Origin of the sequence: Labrys miyagiensis (assembly GCF_030160835.1) — a bacterium.
Lineage (GTDB): Bacteria > Pseudomonadota > Alphaproteobacteria > Rhizobiales > Labraceae > Labrys > Labrys miyagiensis.
The window spans coordinates 86,967-100,211 of sequence record NZ_BSPC01000058.1 but is presented as its reverse complement, the minus strand read 5'-3'; the positions used below and the strand labels follow the sequence as shown (position 1 = coordinate 100,211).

The window sequence follows — 13,245 nt, the reverse complement described above, 5'->3', positions numbered from 1 at the left end:
ATCATTCTTTAAGTACAATTGTCACCGTCCTATAGCATTCATGATCTTCTTGTACAAGGATGAAATCAAATTCGAGGAAATTTGACAATATTTAATGATCATATTGATCATTTTGTTGTGCTCGTCGATTGCTCGTCTTTGAATGCGGTGCGACCCAGGCGCAAGTCCGTGCGGCCTCGGGGCCGCTCGCGCCAAAGTGAATCGCGCTGCCGTCGGGGATGATTATGCTGCGCCATGCTCGAGGGGCAGGAGTTCTGACAATGACTTATTCTTATTGGCTGGGCGGCGCCGTCGCGCTGGCCTTGATCATGCCCGCCGCTGCTCAGGATGCGCCGCGCAAGATTTTCCGGGGCGAGGTTGCCTCGCTCGATGGCCAGACGCTCGGCGTCAAGACCAAGGACGGCCAGACGATCTCGGTGACGCTGACGCCGGATTGGCGCGTGCGCGTGGTGGTGCCGATCGGCGTGGAAGCGATCCACACCGGCAGCTTCATCGGCACGGCGCAGGTGCCCCAGGCCGATGGCGTGGGCCGTTCGCTGGAAGTCCATGTCTTCCCGCCGGGCGTGAAAAGCGGCGAGGGCGAGCGCGACTGGGATTCGCAGAAGGGCGCGCGCATGACCAACGGCACCGTGACCGGCGAAGTCACCGCCGATGCCAAGGGCCGTGAGCTGACGCTGACGTTTCCGGGCGGCAGCCGCAAGATCGTGATCCCGCCTGACGTGCCTGTGGTCCAGTTCAACCCGGCTCAGCACGCCGACATCAAGCCGGGCGTCCAGGTCTTCATCGTCGCCATGGGTGACGGCAGCAGCGGCTGGAAGACCAACAACATCGCCATCGGACAGAATGGCGCCGCCCCGCCGATGTGAGGGGCGACGGGCCTTCAAAGCTGATTCTTCGTGGGATGTTTGCGGTTCCATGCCGATCCGGAGATCGGCACACCAAGGGCGCCACTGTGGTGTGCCGACCTCCAGGTCGGCACGTTTCCTGCCGCGCCAGGGTTAGGAGTCGAGTCTGCACCCGCCCCCCAAGTCCGCCTCACACGTCGATCACCATGCCGTCTTCGGCCAGATCGAACAGCGACCGGTCGACCTGGTCGCGATAATCGAGCATGTCTGGGCCCATATGGGTCAGCACCACGCGCTTGGCGTCGAAATCGCCGCGCCGGGCGAGCAGGCGCGTATAGTCGAGATGCGGCGGCGTCTCCTCGATGGCGAAACATTCGAGGAAGAGCAGGTCGGCTCCCTTGGCGATGACGGGGAGGGCTTCCGTCCATTCCGTGTCGCCCGAATGCACGAAGACCTTGCCGCCGGCCTCGAGCCGCACGGCGGTGGCCGGCGCGCCGCAGGGATGGATCACTTCGGTCGTACTGATGGAAAAGCCCTGCGCCTCGCGTTGGGTGCCGGGCGCCATGTCCTCGACGCTCCAGGCAAAGCTCCAGGGCGTCTCCATGGTGGCGCCGGCGAACAGGGCCTCGATGGTGACGGAGACACGCTCGATCGTGCCGGGCGGGCCGATGATGCGCAGCGAGCGGGTGCGATTACGCACCCACTGTGCGTCGAGCAGCAGGAAGGGAATGCCGCCGAAATGGTCGCCATGCAGATGGGTGAGCATGATCAGGTCGATGCAATCGGGGTCGATGCCCATGGCGCTCAGCGCCGTCATCGTGGTGGCACCGCAATCCAGGAGGCAGACGCGCTTGCCCTGATGCGCATCCTCGATCTCAACCAGGCTGGCGGTGTTGAACCTTCCGCCGGAGCCGAAGGCATCGCCGCATCCCACGACGGTCACGCGCATGGCCGTTCCTCCTGCCGTGCTGATATGCCTATCGGGGCGAAGGAATGCTGTGTCTGCCTCATGCCAAAGTCTGTTCTGTTTTGGTTGACCGCGTCGTCTGTTTTCTTATTGCGCCGACGCAGGCCGGCCACCTTGGACTACCTACCCGCATGACGGGTATGACCCAAAATATCCGCAGACTTCAACTTAAAGAAAGCAGGTTGACGCGCGTAAGCCCCGTAGCTCGGGCAGACGACACAAATCGATTGAACTGTCTGTGCGAAAACGCACACGGCGAGCAGGGGAGGCAATCAATTTTTCGCCAAAGCGGTTTCAGTGGAGGTGGACAGGATTTCCTGTCATGAAAATCAGTCGTCGTAAAAATTCACGAGGGGCGTCGCAAATCGATGGCGCCCGATCCGTCTCAATACTTGCGGGCAGCCGGTTCGATCACCGCGCGGAAGGGACCGAGGCCGGTTTCGCCGCGCGCATCGATCTGGCCCTTGACGCTGGAGCCAAAGCCGGTCTGCTTGCCGAAGCCAGCCTGGCTGCGGATGCCGTAATCGGCGCGCAATTCGCCGCTGACCTTGATGCACATGCCGGTATCGGGCGAATACATGAAGCCTTCGCCATATTGGCTGCAGCGCGGATCAGTCTTGTCTCCGGCAAGGGCGGGCACCGCAAGGGCAAACAGGGCGGCGGCGGCAGTAATCGTCCTCAACATCAACAGACTCCCTCGATCCCCTTTCGCGTCTAACGTGCGATCGTGATCACTTTGCGGCAAAGACTGCCTTATCCATACACAGAATGTAACGCTTTATTACGCCTTGTCGGTCACGCCGGCCTGCGCGAACGTCGCCATGCCGGTATGGCAGGCCAATGCCGCCTTGATCAGCGAAACGGCGAGCGCCGCGCCCGATCCTTCGCCGAGTCGCATGCCAAGATCAAGCAAAGGCTTCTTGCCGAGGCGTGCCAGCACGTCGGCATGGGCACCTTCGGCTGAGACATGGCCGGAGACGCAATGGTCGAGCAAAGCTGGATCCATGGCGTGCAGGACCGCGGCGGCGGCGCAGACGACATAGCCGTCGAGCACCACCGGAATGCGCTGGCTGCGGGCGGCCAGGATGGCGCCGGCCATGGCGGCGATCTCGCGACCACCAAGGCGCCGCAGCACTTCCAGCGGATCCTTCACATGGCTCTGGTGGAAGGCGACGGCATCGCGCACAGCCGCCGTCTTGCGGACGAGACCGGCATCGTCGATGCCGGTGCCACGGCCGACCCAATGTCCCGCCTCGCCGCCGTAGAGGGCGTGATAGATCGCGGCGGCGATGGTGGTGTTGCCGATGCCCATCTCGCCGAGCACGAGCAGGTCGATGCCGCCCGACACCGCTTCCATGCCGAAGGCCATGGTGGCGGCGCAGGCCTTCTCATCGAGCGCGGCCTCGACGGTGATGTCGCCGGTCGGGATATCGAGCGCGAGGTCGAAGACCTTGAGACCGAGATCGAAGGTGGTGCAGATCTGGTTGATCGCCGCCCCGCCGGCGGAGAAGTTCTCCAGCATCTGCCGCGTCACTTCCTGTGGATAGGGCGAGACGCCACGCGCCACCACGCCGTGATTGCCGGCGAAGATCGCCACCAGCGGGCGGGACACGGTGGGTGTCGCCTTACCCTGCACCGCGGCGAGCCATTCGACGAGGCTCTCCAGCCGTCCCAGGCTGCCCGGCGGCTTGGTGAGCTGGCTGTCGCGCTGGCGCACCTTGGCCACCGCCTCGCTGTCGAGGGCCGGCATGGCGCGGGCGAGATCGCGGATATCGTCGAAGGGCAGGGCGGTGCCGGCAAGAGCCATGGGGACGTGCTTTCGGTTGAGCGGGAAAGTGGCGCTTATAGACCGCCGCGGCCTTTGCGCAAAGGCCGCAAGGCGACGATGGCTACACCGGGGGCGACGGGTAGGGATGACTTGCCGGGGCAATGGGACGGCGAGTCTGGTCAACAAGCGTGGACGCATCATCATTCCGGCTGGAGCGAAGCGGAAGGCCGGAATCCATGAACACTGTCCTTAATCCATAACACTGTCTTTTGAGGTTTGTGTTCATGGATTCCGGGTCTCCACTCACAAGCGAAGCTTGTGAGGATACGGTCGCCCGGAATGACGATGCGCCGCTCCCGAGCATCACTCTTCATTTGACATGAGAGGCCAATACAAGGCACGGCTGTGCTCTCCCGATGATTGTCCGGAACCGCTTCTCCCGTGAACGATATTCCCGCCAGCTTTGTCCAGGCCCTGCGCTTCTGGTCGCGCCTGCCCGTGCCGGCGTTCGATTTCGAGGCGGATCCGCATGGGCGGCCGGATATGGAGAATCTGGCCCCGGTGACGCCGCTGGCGGGGGCCGTGCTCGGTGTCGTTGCTGCTATCGTGCTGGTGCTCGCCAGCCTCCTGGGGCTGCCGGCTACGCCTTCGGCCATCTTCGCCGTCGCCGCGCTGGTGGTGATGACGGGCGCTCTCCATGAGGATGGTCTCGCCGATCTCGCCGATGGGTTCGGCGGCGGGAGGACGATGGAGCGCAAGCTCGAGATCATGCGCGATTCGCGCATCGGCTCTTATGGCGCGACGACGCTGGTGCTTGGACTGGCGGCAAAGATCTCGCTGCTCGCCGCCCTCGTCACAGCTACCGGCGCATTCTGGGCCGGTCTGGTGCTTCTCGCCGCCGTTGCCGTCTCGCGTATCGCCGGGCTGCTGCCTCTCGTGCTGCTGCCGCCCGCCCGCAGCGACGGCGCTGGTGCCGCGGCGGGGCGGCTGTCGCTGGACGCCTGGCGGCTCGGCGGGATTCCCGCCCTGATCGCCGGGGCCGTCCTGGCCTGGCTTGGGACCGGCCATATCGCCGCGATCCTGGCGCCGGCGCTCGGCTTCCTGGCCGCCTATGGTGTCGCCCGGCTCGCCGAAAGGCAGATCGGCGGCCAGACCGGCGATGTCTGCGGGGCGGCCGTCATGCTGGCGGAGATCGCCTTTCTTGCCGGGGCACTGGCGCCGCTCGGCTGGCACGCCTAAATAGGAACGAGTGAAGAGAATCCTGGTTTCATGCAGATCACCTCTACCCCTTGCATCACGATTTGCCGGATCGACCCGGCCACCGGCTTTTGCATAGGCTGCGGCCGCACCAGCCTCGAGATCGGCCGTTGGGTGGAGATGGGCGAGCCCGAACGCCTGGCCCTGATGGACACGCTGCCATCCCGCTTCAGCCAGACACCGGCGCTCCAGGCCGCCCGAGAGGCTCACGACGCCATGATGGCGTCGCGTGTGCGCACGAGGCGGCGCAGCCGCATATGAACGCCACATTTGCGTGACCGACTGCCTGACATGACAGAGCAGGGTACGACATGCGCGTGATCCGCTTCCTCGCCGCCAGCCTCGCGGGACTGATGCTGCTGGCCGGCCCCGCGATGGCCAAGGACTGGAAGATGATCAGGATCGCCACCGAGGCCGATTACGCCCCCTTCAACTATCTCGATGCGCAGGACCAGCCCGGCGGTTTCGACGTGGATATCGCCAAGGCTCTTTGCGCCAGGATGCAGGCGCAATGCAGCATCGAGGCCGCGAATTGGGACGCCCTGATTCCCGCCCTCAATGCCGGCAAATATGATGCGGTGGTTTCCTCCATGGCGATCACCGAGGACCGCAAGCGCCAGGTTGCCTTCACCGACAAATATTACGACCGCCCGTCGAGCTTCGCCGCCCGAAAGGACAGCAAGATCACGGCCTGGGACGCCCCGGGCCTGAAGGACAAGGTGATCGGCGTGCAGGCCGATACCGTGCAGGCTGCCTTCCTCAAGGGCGAAATCCAGTCGGGCGGGGCGCAGGTCAAGCTCTATCAGACGCAGGACGAGGCGGATGCCGATCTCGTCATCGGCAAGCTCGATGCCGTCTTCGCCGACAAGATCCTGCTCTCCAATTGGCTGAGCCGGCCGGACAGCCTGTGCTGCGAGGTGAAGGCGGACGCCGATCTCGTGCGCTACGCCAAATATTTCGGCGAGGGCGAGGCCATCGCCCTTCGCAAGAATGACACGGATCTGAAGGAAAAACTGAACAAGGCAATTGCCGATATCGTCGCGGATGGTACGTACAAGACCATCAACGACAAATATTTCCCCTTCTCGATTTACTGATTCAAACCGGCGGCCACGGCCTGCCGCTCAGATCCCGGAGTTTTGCGATGAAAGTGGCGTTTCTCGGCCTTGGCGTGATGGGCTTTCCGATGGCGGGGCATCTTGCCGTGCGCGGTGGCCATGAGGTGACCGTCTACAACCGCAGCGCCGCCAAGGCGCAGGCCTGGGTCGAGAAATACGGCAATGCCAGCGCGCCGACCCCGGCTGAGGCCGCTGGGGATGCCGACATCGTCTTCGCCTGCGTCGGCAATGACGACGATCTGCGCTCGGTGACGACAGGCCCGGACGGCGCCTTTTCCGGCATGAGGAAGGGCGCCATCTTCGTCGACCACACCACCGCCTCGGCCGATGTCGCCCGCGAGCTTTACGAGGCCGCCGGCAAGCTCGGCCTCGGCTTCGTCGATGCGCCCGTCTCGGGCGGCCAGGCGGGAGCCGAGAACGGAGCCCTGGGCGTGATGTGCGGCGGCGATCCCGATGTCTATGCCAAGGCCGAGCCGGTGATCGCCCATTACGCGAAGGCCTGCCAGCTCATGGGCCCTGCCGGCGCCGGCCAGCTCACCAAGATGGTCAACCAGATCTGCATCGCCGGCCTGGTACAGGGCCTGTCGGAGGGCATCCACTTCGCCAGGAAGGCCGGTCTCGACCTTGAAAAGGTGATGGGCGTGATCTCGAAGGGTGCCGCCCAGTCCTGGCAGATGGAGAACCGCTGGAAGACCATGAACGAGGGCAAGTTCGATTTCGGCTTCGCGGTCGACTGGATGCGCAAGGACCTCGGCATCTGCCTCGCCACCGCCCGCCACACCGGCGCCCAGCTACCGGTGACGGCGCTCGTCGACCAGTTCTACGCGGACGTTCAGGTGATGGGCGGCAAGCGCTGGGACACCTCGAGCCTGGTGGCGCGGCTGGAGCGGAAGGGCTGAAAGGCGAGGGTATCCTCTTTTTTCGATCGGTGCCTATGGGCGAGCTTTGCGAAGGTCCCGATCCAGCGGCTTTCGCTCCCGTATGGTTGCTTGTAAGGCAGGCACGGTCCGTTTCTGAAAAGCCCTGCCCTTAACAATTCGCCAAAAAGATTTAGATAGCCGCTGAGCGCTCATCCGGTACCCGCGTCGCTGCCGCGGGCCAGCTAACGGGCGTCGCGGCGCGTTCTGACAGTTCTGCGGGCAACCGCAAGGAAGTTACGAGTATGCCTATCAAAGTTCCCGATCGGTCCCCCGCGGAAGCCGCACTTCAGCAGGAAGGCGTCGAGGTCATCCCGGATGCCACCGCACTGCGGCAGGATATCCGGCCATTGCGCATCCTCCTGCTCAATTTGATGCCGACCAAGATCGCGACCGAGGTGCAGATTGCGCGGCTGCTCAGCCATACGCCGCTGCAGATCGAATTGAGCCTACTCACCACCGCGACCTATCAGCCCCGCAACACGCCCTTCGAGCATTTGAAGGCCTTCTACCGCACCCTCGACGAAGTGAAGGACGAGCGCTTCGACGGGATGATCGTCACCGGTGCGCCTGTCGAAACCCTGCCTTTCGAGAAGGTGGATTACTGGACGGAGCTCAAGGAGATCCTGGCCTGGTCGCGCACCAACGTGTTCCGGCGTTTCGGCATCTGCTGGGGCGGACAGGCGCTGCTTTATGCCGCTTATGGCGTTGAGAAGATCCAGTATCCCGAAAAACTGTTCGGCGTGTTCGAGCAGCGTGTGCAGGCGCCGCGCTCCGAACTGATGCGCGGCTTTCCCGACAGCTTCCCGACGCCGGTATCTCGCTGGACCGGAGTCGATCCTCGGGGCATTGCGGCCAAGCCGGAACTGCGCGTGCTTGCCGACTCCCCGCAGACGGGCATCGGCCTGGTCGAGCATGTGCCGACGGGCGATGTGTTCTGCTTCAACCATCTCGAATACGACACCGAGACCCTGCGCAACGAGTTCACGCGCGACGTCTCGCTCAATCCGACCACGGCGCTGCCTCACAATTACTTCCCCGGCAACAGCGCCGCCGCCGATCCCGCCAACACCTGGCGGGCTTATGGCTATCTGATGTTCATGAACTGGATCACCACGCTCTACCGCGACACGCTCTACGATCTTTCGGCGCTGTCGCCGCGTCCGGAGAATGACTGGGGCGCGGGGATCTAGCCATTAGGCGCTAGCCTTGCAAGGCAAAGCGCAGGAGTGGAGTGTCAATCTCCGATCGACAACCTTGGAAACGAGACACTTGCCAGGGAGGAAGATGGGGGTCAGTGACCGCCACTCCGCGTTTGGCCATCTCTTTGCACATAGCGACAGGCCTCCAGCCTGCTCGAACCATCCGTGGTCGGTCGCCATTTCCCAATCAGACCGTCGACGCGCTAGGCTCCGCCGTCCTCGCGCAGACCTCCTTGTAAGCCGCCTGCAGCTCGGCGAAGACCGAACGGCCCGGGTCGGGCGCGCCCAGATGCATCATGCGCAATTCGTCCATGAAGGCATCCCACAGCGGCTGGCCGCCTTCCTCCAGCAGTTGGGCGCGGATGGAAAGAGCCTCGGATACGGGCGTATGCCGGCGGCCCCAGGCGCCCATATGGGCGAGGAGCGGCACCAGCTGGATCGCGGGCTCGGTGAGGCTGTAGATCGCCTTCTGCTTGTGGCTCGGATCGTCGCGGCGGCTGAGCAGGCCGAAATCGACCAGGCGCTTCAGCCTGTCCGCCAGGATGTTGGAGGCGATGCCTTCCTCGGATTGGTTCAGAAGCTCGCGATAATGACGCCGGTTGCCGAACATCACGTCGCGGATGATGATCAGGCTCCAGCGGTCCCCCAGCATTTCGATGGTCAGATTGATCGGGCAGCCCGACCTGTGCGACGCATCCATGGAAATCCTCTCGACACTGCTTGCAAAATAGGATCAGTCGACGTAAAAGACAACTGATTGCAAATCGCAATCGGATTTCAGTTGCAGGAGAGCCGCAATGGCGCTGACGCTCTACGCTCATCCCTTCTCGTCCAATTGCTGGAAGGTGTTGATCGCCCTCTATGAGAACGCCACGCCCTTCACCTTTCGCATGCTGGAGGACGCCGGGAGCATGGCCGAGCTCGAAGCGCTGTCGTCGCTCAAGCGTTTCCCCATCCTAACCGACGGCGATCGGACGGTGATCGAGACCAGCTGCATCATCGAATATCTGCAGCTCTATCATCCCGGCCCTGCGCCGATGCTGCCAGATGATCCGAAGGCGGCGCTGGAGGTGCGCATCCTCGACCGTGTCTTCGATCACTATGTCTCCCATCCGCAACAGAGGGTGGTGTATGACAGCCTTCGGCCCGAGGCCGAGCGCGATCCACGCGGCGTTGCCGAGGCAAAGCGCCTGCTGGACACCGCCTATGGCTGGCTGGAGACCACGCTCGCGGGGCGCAGCTGGGCCGCGGGCGAGACCTTCTCGCTCGCCGATTGCGGCGCAGCGCCGTTCCTCTTCTATGCTGACTGGACCCATGAGATCGGGCCGCAATATCCGGTTCTGCGCGCCTATCGCTCGCGGCTGCTGGCTCGCCCCTCGGTGAAGCGGGCGGTCGATGATGCACGTCCCTATCGTCACTACTTCCCCCTTGGCGCCCCCGATCGGGACTGAAGGCAGAGAAGGTCGGCATGACGGAGCAAAGCAATCTGGCAGCGGCCCGCGCCTGCTATGGGGCCTATGTGAGCAAGGATCGAGCGGCGATCGAGGCCCTGATCGCAGAGGATTTTCATTTCACCAGCCCACGTGACAACCGCATCGATCGCCAGACCTATTTCGAGCGCTGCTGGCCGGGCGGGCAGGATATCGAGGCCTTCGATTTCATCCATCTGGCGCCAGCCGGCGACCGCGTCTTCGTGACCTATGAGGCGCGTATGCGGGGCGGGAGGCGTTTTCGCAATACGGAAGTCCTGAGGCTCCGCGACGGCCATATAGTCGAGGTCGAGGTCTATTTCGGCTGGTCTCTGCCCCATGCGGCGCCCGATGGAGGCTTTATCGACGGGCAGGCTTGATTCGCAGATTTCGTTGGCGGCGACACATCGCCAGGGCAATTGGGTGAAGGTCTTTATGGTCGTGCCGTGCGTGCCCTCTCTTTGCTCGCTAACCCTGAACACACCATCAAGGCAATCGCTTCGGGTTAATTTGGCTCGTTCCTCGCCGTCATTGCGAGCGCAGCGACGCAATCCAGGAGCAACGGACACTGCCCTACGACCCCTGGATTGCGTCGCTGCGCTCGCAATGACGGGTGAGCCTCCGCCAAGCCCTATCATCCTTGGGTTTCGTCAACCTGGTTCACATTGAACATATCATAAACATATATTGACGTACGTGCGATTCCATGTCCTACTCCTGCGTGGAATGAAGCGCAGCGCCGATCCGGATCGGCCCGCCGCTTCCGCCCACCCCGGTTGATCCGGTTCATGCCAGCGGCACGCCAGCCGCGTCGCTCTTTCCGCCCGATACGTCCTGGCCGCAAACCAGGACGGGGCGCGGGAGCGGGGATCAGCAGGCCGGCTCGTCGCCTTCGGGCGGCGAGGGATTCTCGCCTTCGGCTGTGCCGCGGGTTCGATCCGGTCCGTTCGGCCTGAGCAACGGGGCTTGATGAGGAACCTGTTGGATCGGCGGCCCGTGGAGCCGCCATCAGGGCGTTTCACGCCCTGGGGATCCATATGCGATGGGAATTGGGAACCTCTGCCGGCCTTGCCGGCAGCGGCGGTGGCGACAGCGAGGACAGGGCTGTCGGCGCCGGCAAGCGGAGCGAGAGATCGCGCCGCACGCCCCGGTTTCCCGCGCCCGTTCCGTGGGCGAGACGATGAACCCGTGCGCGGGCTTCCCTGGCTCGGAAGCCACAGCGACGGACGTCGGCTGACCGGCATGATGGGAAGCTGGAGGGGCCGCGCCCTCCGGTCCCCGGCATGCCTTCCATCTGGCGGCTTGGGAGCGAAGCAGCGGTCAGGCCGAGAGGCCGGCCGTGACGAGCCCCCGAGCGATGGAAACAACGTCCTGGCCTTGCCGCGTTGATGTCGGCGCGCGGGCCGGGAACGAAGAAGAGGCGACGGCGGCCGCATCGACAGGCAGCCAGGCCCTCCACGGATACTGGATTCGCGGCCGCTCTGCGGCCGCCGTCGCCTCGATCTTCTTCATGCTCCGGCCCGCACAGGGCGCGGAAAGGCGAAGCCGTGTCCTAGAAGAGGGTTGCCGTGTCTCAGCCAGCGCGACGCAAGCCTCCCCCACGAAGCTGGGGGAGGTGTCACGACGAAGTCGTGACGGAGGGGGTGTGGTCAGGATAAGGCTCGGAAAACGTCGTATCTGAGTTGCGTTTCCTGTGCTTAATTCTGACCACACCCCCTCCGTCATTGCTTCGCAATGCCACCTCCCCCAGCTTCGTGGGGGAGGCTTTTACGGCTATGCCGTGCCTGCCCCGCGCCGGTGCGTGTGAAGATACCTCCAGGATGACATTTCGCCCTTTATCCGATTGCGCCTTGCAATCGACACACTGCCTTCCTATATGGCTTCTAAGGGTGATCCGGCGGACGCGTCAGGTACCCGATCGAGAGGCAGCTCTACCACGGATGTACTGGGGGGCAGGCGTATCGAAATGAAATGGCCGGCGTTTCGCCTTTGGGTTTGATCCCGGCCTTTGTCGCAAGGCAACCCCGTCAGCAATGGCGGGGTTTCGTTTGTCCGGGGTACCCGTCGGCGAGGTGGGTGTGTTCCCCGACGATGCCCTGAAGCGATGAATACCCGCTGCAGGAAGCTGCAATGGTGCTCAAAGATCTAAGCAGCCTTCGCCTTCATCGTTTTCTTGCGGACCGATATTTTCAGAACTTTATCATCGGTCTTTCAGGACCAGGCTGCTGTTTCCATGGAATAGTCTTGCCGGGCGTGAGGGAGAAAACAGGGCACTTCCAAACGGTGTCAGAAACAGTCGCCGCAGACTTTCCTGCATATGGTTCCTGAACCTTTGCCTTTTTCATGAAGGTTCAATCCTTCTTGCTTTGGCGCGATCGGATTGAACGCAAGGCTCCTCCGCCAATCCTGTGCGGAGCATCGTCGTGCGACCGGATGATGGCGTCGACATGAAATGCGGTGGCTCGACGATCGGGGGCGAGCGTGTCGAGATTCCAGGCCAATCTATTGCTTCTGCTGGCGGCCGCCATGTGGGGAGGAGGCAATGTTGCGCAAAAAACCATCCTCGAGGATATCGACGCCCTCAGCGCCGCCGGCCTGAGATCGTTGATCGCCGGCCTGCTTGTGGCGCCGCTCCTGCTGTTCGTCGAGGAGGGCGAGAGGGGACAGAAGGGCTGGTGGCGGAGCCTGTTCCGCGTCTCGGCCCTGTTCGCACTGGCGCTCGTCGTGCAGCAGATTGCCTATCTGGACAGTTCAGTCACGAATGCGAGCTTCCTCGTCAATACCGATGTGGTGATCACGCCGCTGTTTGCCTGGCTGCTCATGAGCGCACGTCCCTTGCCCAGCACCTATCTCGCCGTGGGCATGACTTTCGCCGGCCTCTGCCTGATGTCGGACGGCGGCGTTGCGGGCATCGGCAAGGGCGATTTCACCGCCCTGCTGTCGGCCGTCATCTATGCGCTCTGGCTGGTGGAACTGGAGCGGCACATGCGCCAGTTCGGCCGCCCCATTGCCACCTCCGTAGTGCAGTTCCTCGGTACGGCGGTGGTGGCGCTGCCACTCGGCGCCCTGAATGGGGGCGTAACCCTGCCGGGTCTCTATGGAGCGGCGCCGGAACTCGTCGTGCTCGGTGTGTTCTCGACGGCGCTCGGCTTCGGCCTGATCACCCTCGCCCAGCGCTTCACCACGGCGACCCATGCCGCGATCATCGTCGGCGCCGAATGCATCTTCGGTGCTTTGGCGGCCTTCCTGCTGTTGGGCGAGCGGCCCTCCACCGCGGCGCTGGCCGGCGGTGCGATGATTGCGGCGGCAATCGTCGTCGTGGCTCTTTCCGGTCGGAGCACTGAGCCTGCCGTCGTGCCGGCGCAGAGCTGACCTCTGTCTGGCTTTGAAGAAGAGGACCAGTGGGCCTCAATGCCTGCGAATGAAAAAGAACCAGCCGAAATAGGCCGCGATGGCAAGTCCGATCAGCAGGGTGATGATCTCCTTGCTGTCGGCGCTCAACGCAGCGTCGCGCTGGGCCGCGGCATAACGGCTCGCCATCTCCGGATTTGTCCCGACATAGATTGCGGCGACGGCGATGACGGCAAACAGCGTGAGAAGGATCCAGCGCGAACGGAACAAGATGAGGCCTCTTCTTCGGTGGACAGGTATCTTCGGACAAATAGCCCCCGAAGGCACGTTAGGAAAGCGTAACCTACCACA

At 63.4% G+C, this 13,245-nt stretch carries 15 protein-coding genes; 9 read left to right on the top strand and 6 right to left on the bottom strand.

The window, feature by feature from the left end:
• Positions 1–260 precede the first annotated feature (260 nt).
• Positions 261–866 (top strand): hypothetical protein, encoded by a 606-nt coding sequence (locus QQL24_RS25665; RefSeq protein WP_284315142.1) that lies wholly within the window; start codon positions 261–263, stop codon positions 864–866.
• A gap of 169 nt (positions 867–1,035) precedes the next feature.
• Here QQL24_RS25665 and QQL24_RS25660 read toward each other — a convergent pair whose 3' ends face one another.
• The 3 genes from QQL24_RS25660 to cobT form a co-directional block, all read right to left on the bottom strand.
• Positions 1,036–1,794: an MBL fold metallo-hydrolase gene (locus QQL24_RS25660; protein ID WP_284315141.1), complete on the bottom strand. Its 759-nt coding sequence runs from the start codon at positions 1,792–1,794 to the stop codon at positions 1,036–1,038.
• A gap of 403 nt (positions 1,795–2,197) precedes the next feature.
• Positions 2,198–2,497: a porin gene (locus QQL24_RS25655; protein ID WP_284315140.1), complete on the bottom strand. Its 300-nt coding sequence runs from the start codon at positions 2,495–2,497 to the stop codon at positions 2,198–2,200.
• 96 nt (positions 2,498–2,593) lie between these two features.
• Positions 2,594–3,619 carry a nicotinate-nucleotide--dimethylbenzimidazole phosphoribosyltransferase gene (gene cobT, locus QQL24_RS25650; RefSeq protein WP_284315139.1) on the bottom strand — a complete coding sequence of 342 codons (1,026 nt, stop codon included), beginning with the start codon at positions 3,617–3,619 and terminating at the stop codon, positions 2,594–2,596.
• A 402-nt stretch (positions 3,620–4,021) separates the two neighbouring features.
• On the opposite strand from cobT, the gene cobS reads away from it, so the two are divergent.
• From cobS to QQL24_RS25625, 5 genes are all read left to right on the top strand, one after another.
• Complete coding sequence (cobS, locus tag QQL24_RS25645; protein WP_284315138.1) at positions 4,022–4,819, top strand: adenosylcobinamide-GDP ribazoletransferase; 798 nt, start codon at positions 4,022–4,024, stop codon at positions 4,817–4,819.
• 30 nt (positions 4,820–4,849) lie between these two features.
• A complete protein-coding gene (locus QQL24_RS25640) occupies positions 4,850–5,098 on the top strand; it encodes a DUF1289 domain-containing protein (RefSeq protein ID WP_284315137.1) in 249 nt (82 codons plus the stop codon).
• A 50-nt stretch (positions 5,099–5,148) separates the two neighbouring features.
• Positions 5,149–5,934: a transporter substrate-binding domain-containing protein gene (locus tag QQL24_RS25635; protein WP_284315136.1), complete on the top strand. Its 786-nt coding sequence runs from the start codon at positions 5,149–5,151 to the stop codon at positions 5,932–5,934.
• A 47-nt stretch (positions 5,935–5,981) separates the two neighbouring features.
• Positions 5,982–6,854: an NAD(P)-dependent oxidoreductase gene (locus QQL24_RS25630; RefSeq protein ID WP_284315135.1), complete on the top strand. Its 873-nt coding sequence runs from the start codon at positions 5,982–5,984 to the stop codon at positions 6,852–6,854.
• Between the two features lie 263 nt (positions 6,855–7,117).
• On the top strand, positions 7,118–8,065 hold the full coding sequence (locus QQL24_RS25625) for a homoserine O-succinyltransferase (RefSeq protein WP_284315134.1): 948 nt from the start codon (positions 7,118–7,120) through the stop codon (positions 8,063–8,065).
• Between the two features lie 196 nt (positions 8,066–8,261).
• Here QQL24_RS25625 and QQL24_RS25620 read toward each other — a convergent pair whose 3' ends face one another.
• Positions 8,262–8,774 (bottom strand): winged helix-turn-helix transcriptional regulator, encoded by a 513-nt coding sequence (locus QQL24_RS25620; protein ID WP_284315133.1) that lies wholly within the window; start codon positions 8,772–8,774, stop codon positions 8,262–8,264.
• Between the two features lie 97 nt (positions 8,775–8,871).
• Here QQL24_RS25620 and QQL24_RS25615 point away from each other — a divergent pair, with 97 nt between their 5' ends.
• Positions 8,872–9,525, top strand: a complete 654-nt coding sequence (locus QQL24_RS25615; RefSeq protein ID WP_284315132.1) for a glutathione S-transferase family protein — start codon at positions 8,872–8,874, stop codon at positions 9,523–9,525.
• Positions 9,526–9,542: 17 nt separating this feature from the next.
• A complete protein-coding gene (locus tag QQL24_RS25610; RefSeq protein ID WP_284315131.1) occupies positions 9,543–9,923 on the top strand; it encodes a nuclear transport factor 2 family protein in 381 nt (126 codons plus the stop codon).
• 940 nt (positions 9,924–10,863) lie between these two features.
• Here the strand turns inward: QQL24_RS25610 and QQL24_RS25605 are convergent.
• Entirely contained in the window at positions 10,864–11,055 is a 192-nt protein-coding gene (locus tag QQL24_RS25605; RefSeq protein WP_284315130.1) for a hypothetical protein, read from the bottom strand.
• A gap of 969 nt (positions 11,056–12,024) precedes the next feature.
• Here QQL24_RS25605 and QQL24_RS25600 point away from each other — a divergent pair.
• Positions 12,025–12,915 carry a DMT family transporter gene (locus QQL24_RS25600; RefSeq protein WP_284315129.1) on the top strand — a complete coding sequence of 297 codons (891 nt, stop codon included), beginning with the start codon at positions 12,025–12,027 and terminating at the stop codon, positions 12,913–12,915.
• Between the two features lie 36 nt (positions 12,916–12,951).
• Here the strand turns inward: QQL24_RS25600 and QQL24_RS25595 are convergent, their stop codons facing one another.
• On the bottom strand, positions 12,952–13,164 hold the full coding sequence (locus QQL24_RS25595) for a hypothetical protein (RefSeq protein WP_284315128.1): 213 nt from the start codon (positions 13,162–13,164) through the stop codon (positions 12,952–12,954).
• Between the last annotated feature and the right edge of the window lie 81 nt (positions 13,165–13,245).

Bases quoted from the DNA above. Each gene is read 5' to 3' on its own strand.
- QQL24_RS25630 (WP_284315135.1), top strand. From the start codon at position 5,982: ATGAAAGTGGCGTTTCTCGGCCTTGGCGTGATGGGCTTTCCGATGGCG.
- QQL24_RS25615 (WP_284315132.1), top strand. From the start codon at position 8,872: ATGGCGCTGACGCTCTACGCTCATCCCTTCTCGTCCAATTGCTGGAAG.
- QQL24_RS25660 (WP_284315141.1), bottom strand. From the start codon at position 1,794: ATGCGCGTGACCGTCGTGGGATGCGGCGATGCCTTCGGCTCCGGCGGA.
- QQL24_RS25665 (WP_284315142.1), top strand. From the start codon at position 261: ATGACTTATTCTTATTGGCTGGGCGGCGCCGTCGCGCTGGCCTTGATC.
- QQL24_RS25625 (WP_284315134.1), top strand. From the start codon at position 7,118: ATGCCTATCAAAGTTCCCGATCGGTCCCCCGCGGAAGCCGCACTTCAG.
- cobT (WP_284315139.1), bottom strand. From the start codon at position 3,619: ATGGCTCTTGCCGGCACCGCCCTGCCCTTCGACGATATCCGCGATCTC.
- QQL24_RS25605 (WP_284315130.1), bottom strand. From the start codon at position 11,055: ATGAAGAAGATCGAGGCGACGGCGGCCGCAGAGCGGCCGCGAATCCAG.
- QQL24_RS25635 (WP_284315136.1), top strand. From the start codon at position 5,149: ATGCGCGTGATCCGCTTCCTCGCCGCCAGCCTCGCGGGACTGATGCTG.
- QQL24_RS25640 (WP_284315137.1), top strand. From the start codon at position 4,850: ATGCAGATCACCTCTACCCCTTGCATCACGATTTGCCGGATCGACCCG.
- QQL24_RS25610 (WP_284315131.1), top strand. From the start codon at position 9,543: ATGACGGAGCAAAGCAATCTGGCAGCGGCCCGCGCCTGCTATGGGGCC.
- QQL24_RS25655 (WP_284315140.1), bottom strand. From the start codon at position 2,497: ATGTTGAGGACGATTACTGCCGCCGCCGCCCTGTTTGCCCTTGCGGTG.
- QQL24_RS25620 (WP_284315133.1), bottom strand. From the start codon at position 8,774: ATGGATGCGTCGCACAGGTCGGGCTGCCCGATCAATCTGACCATCGAA.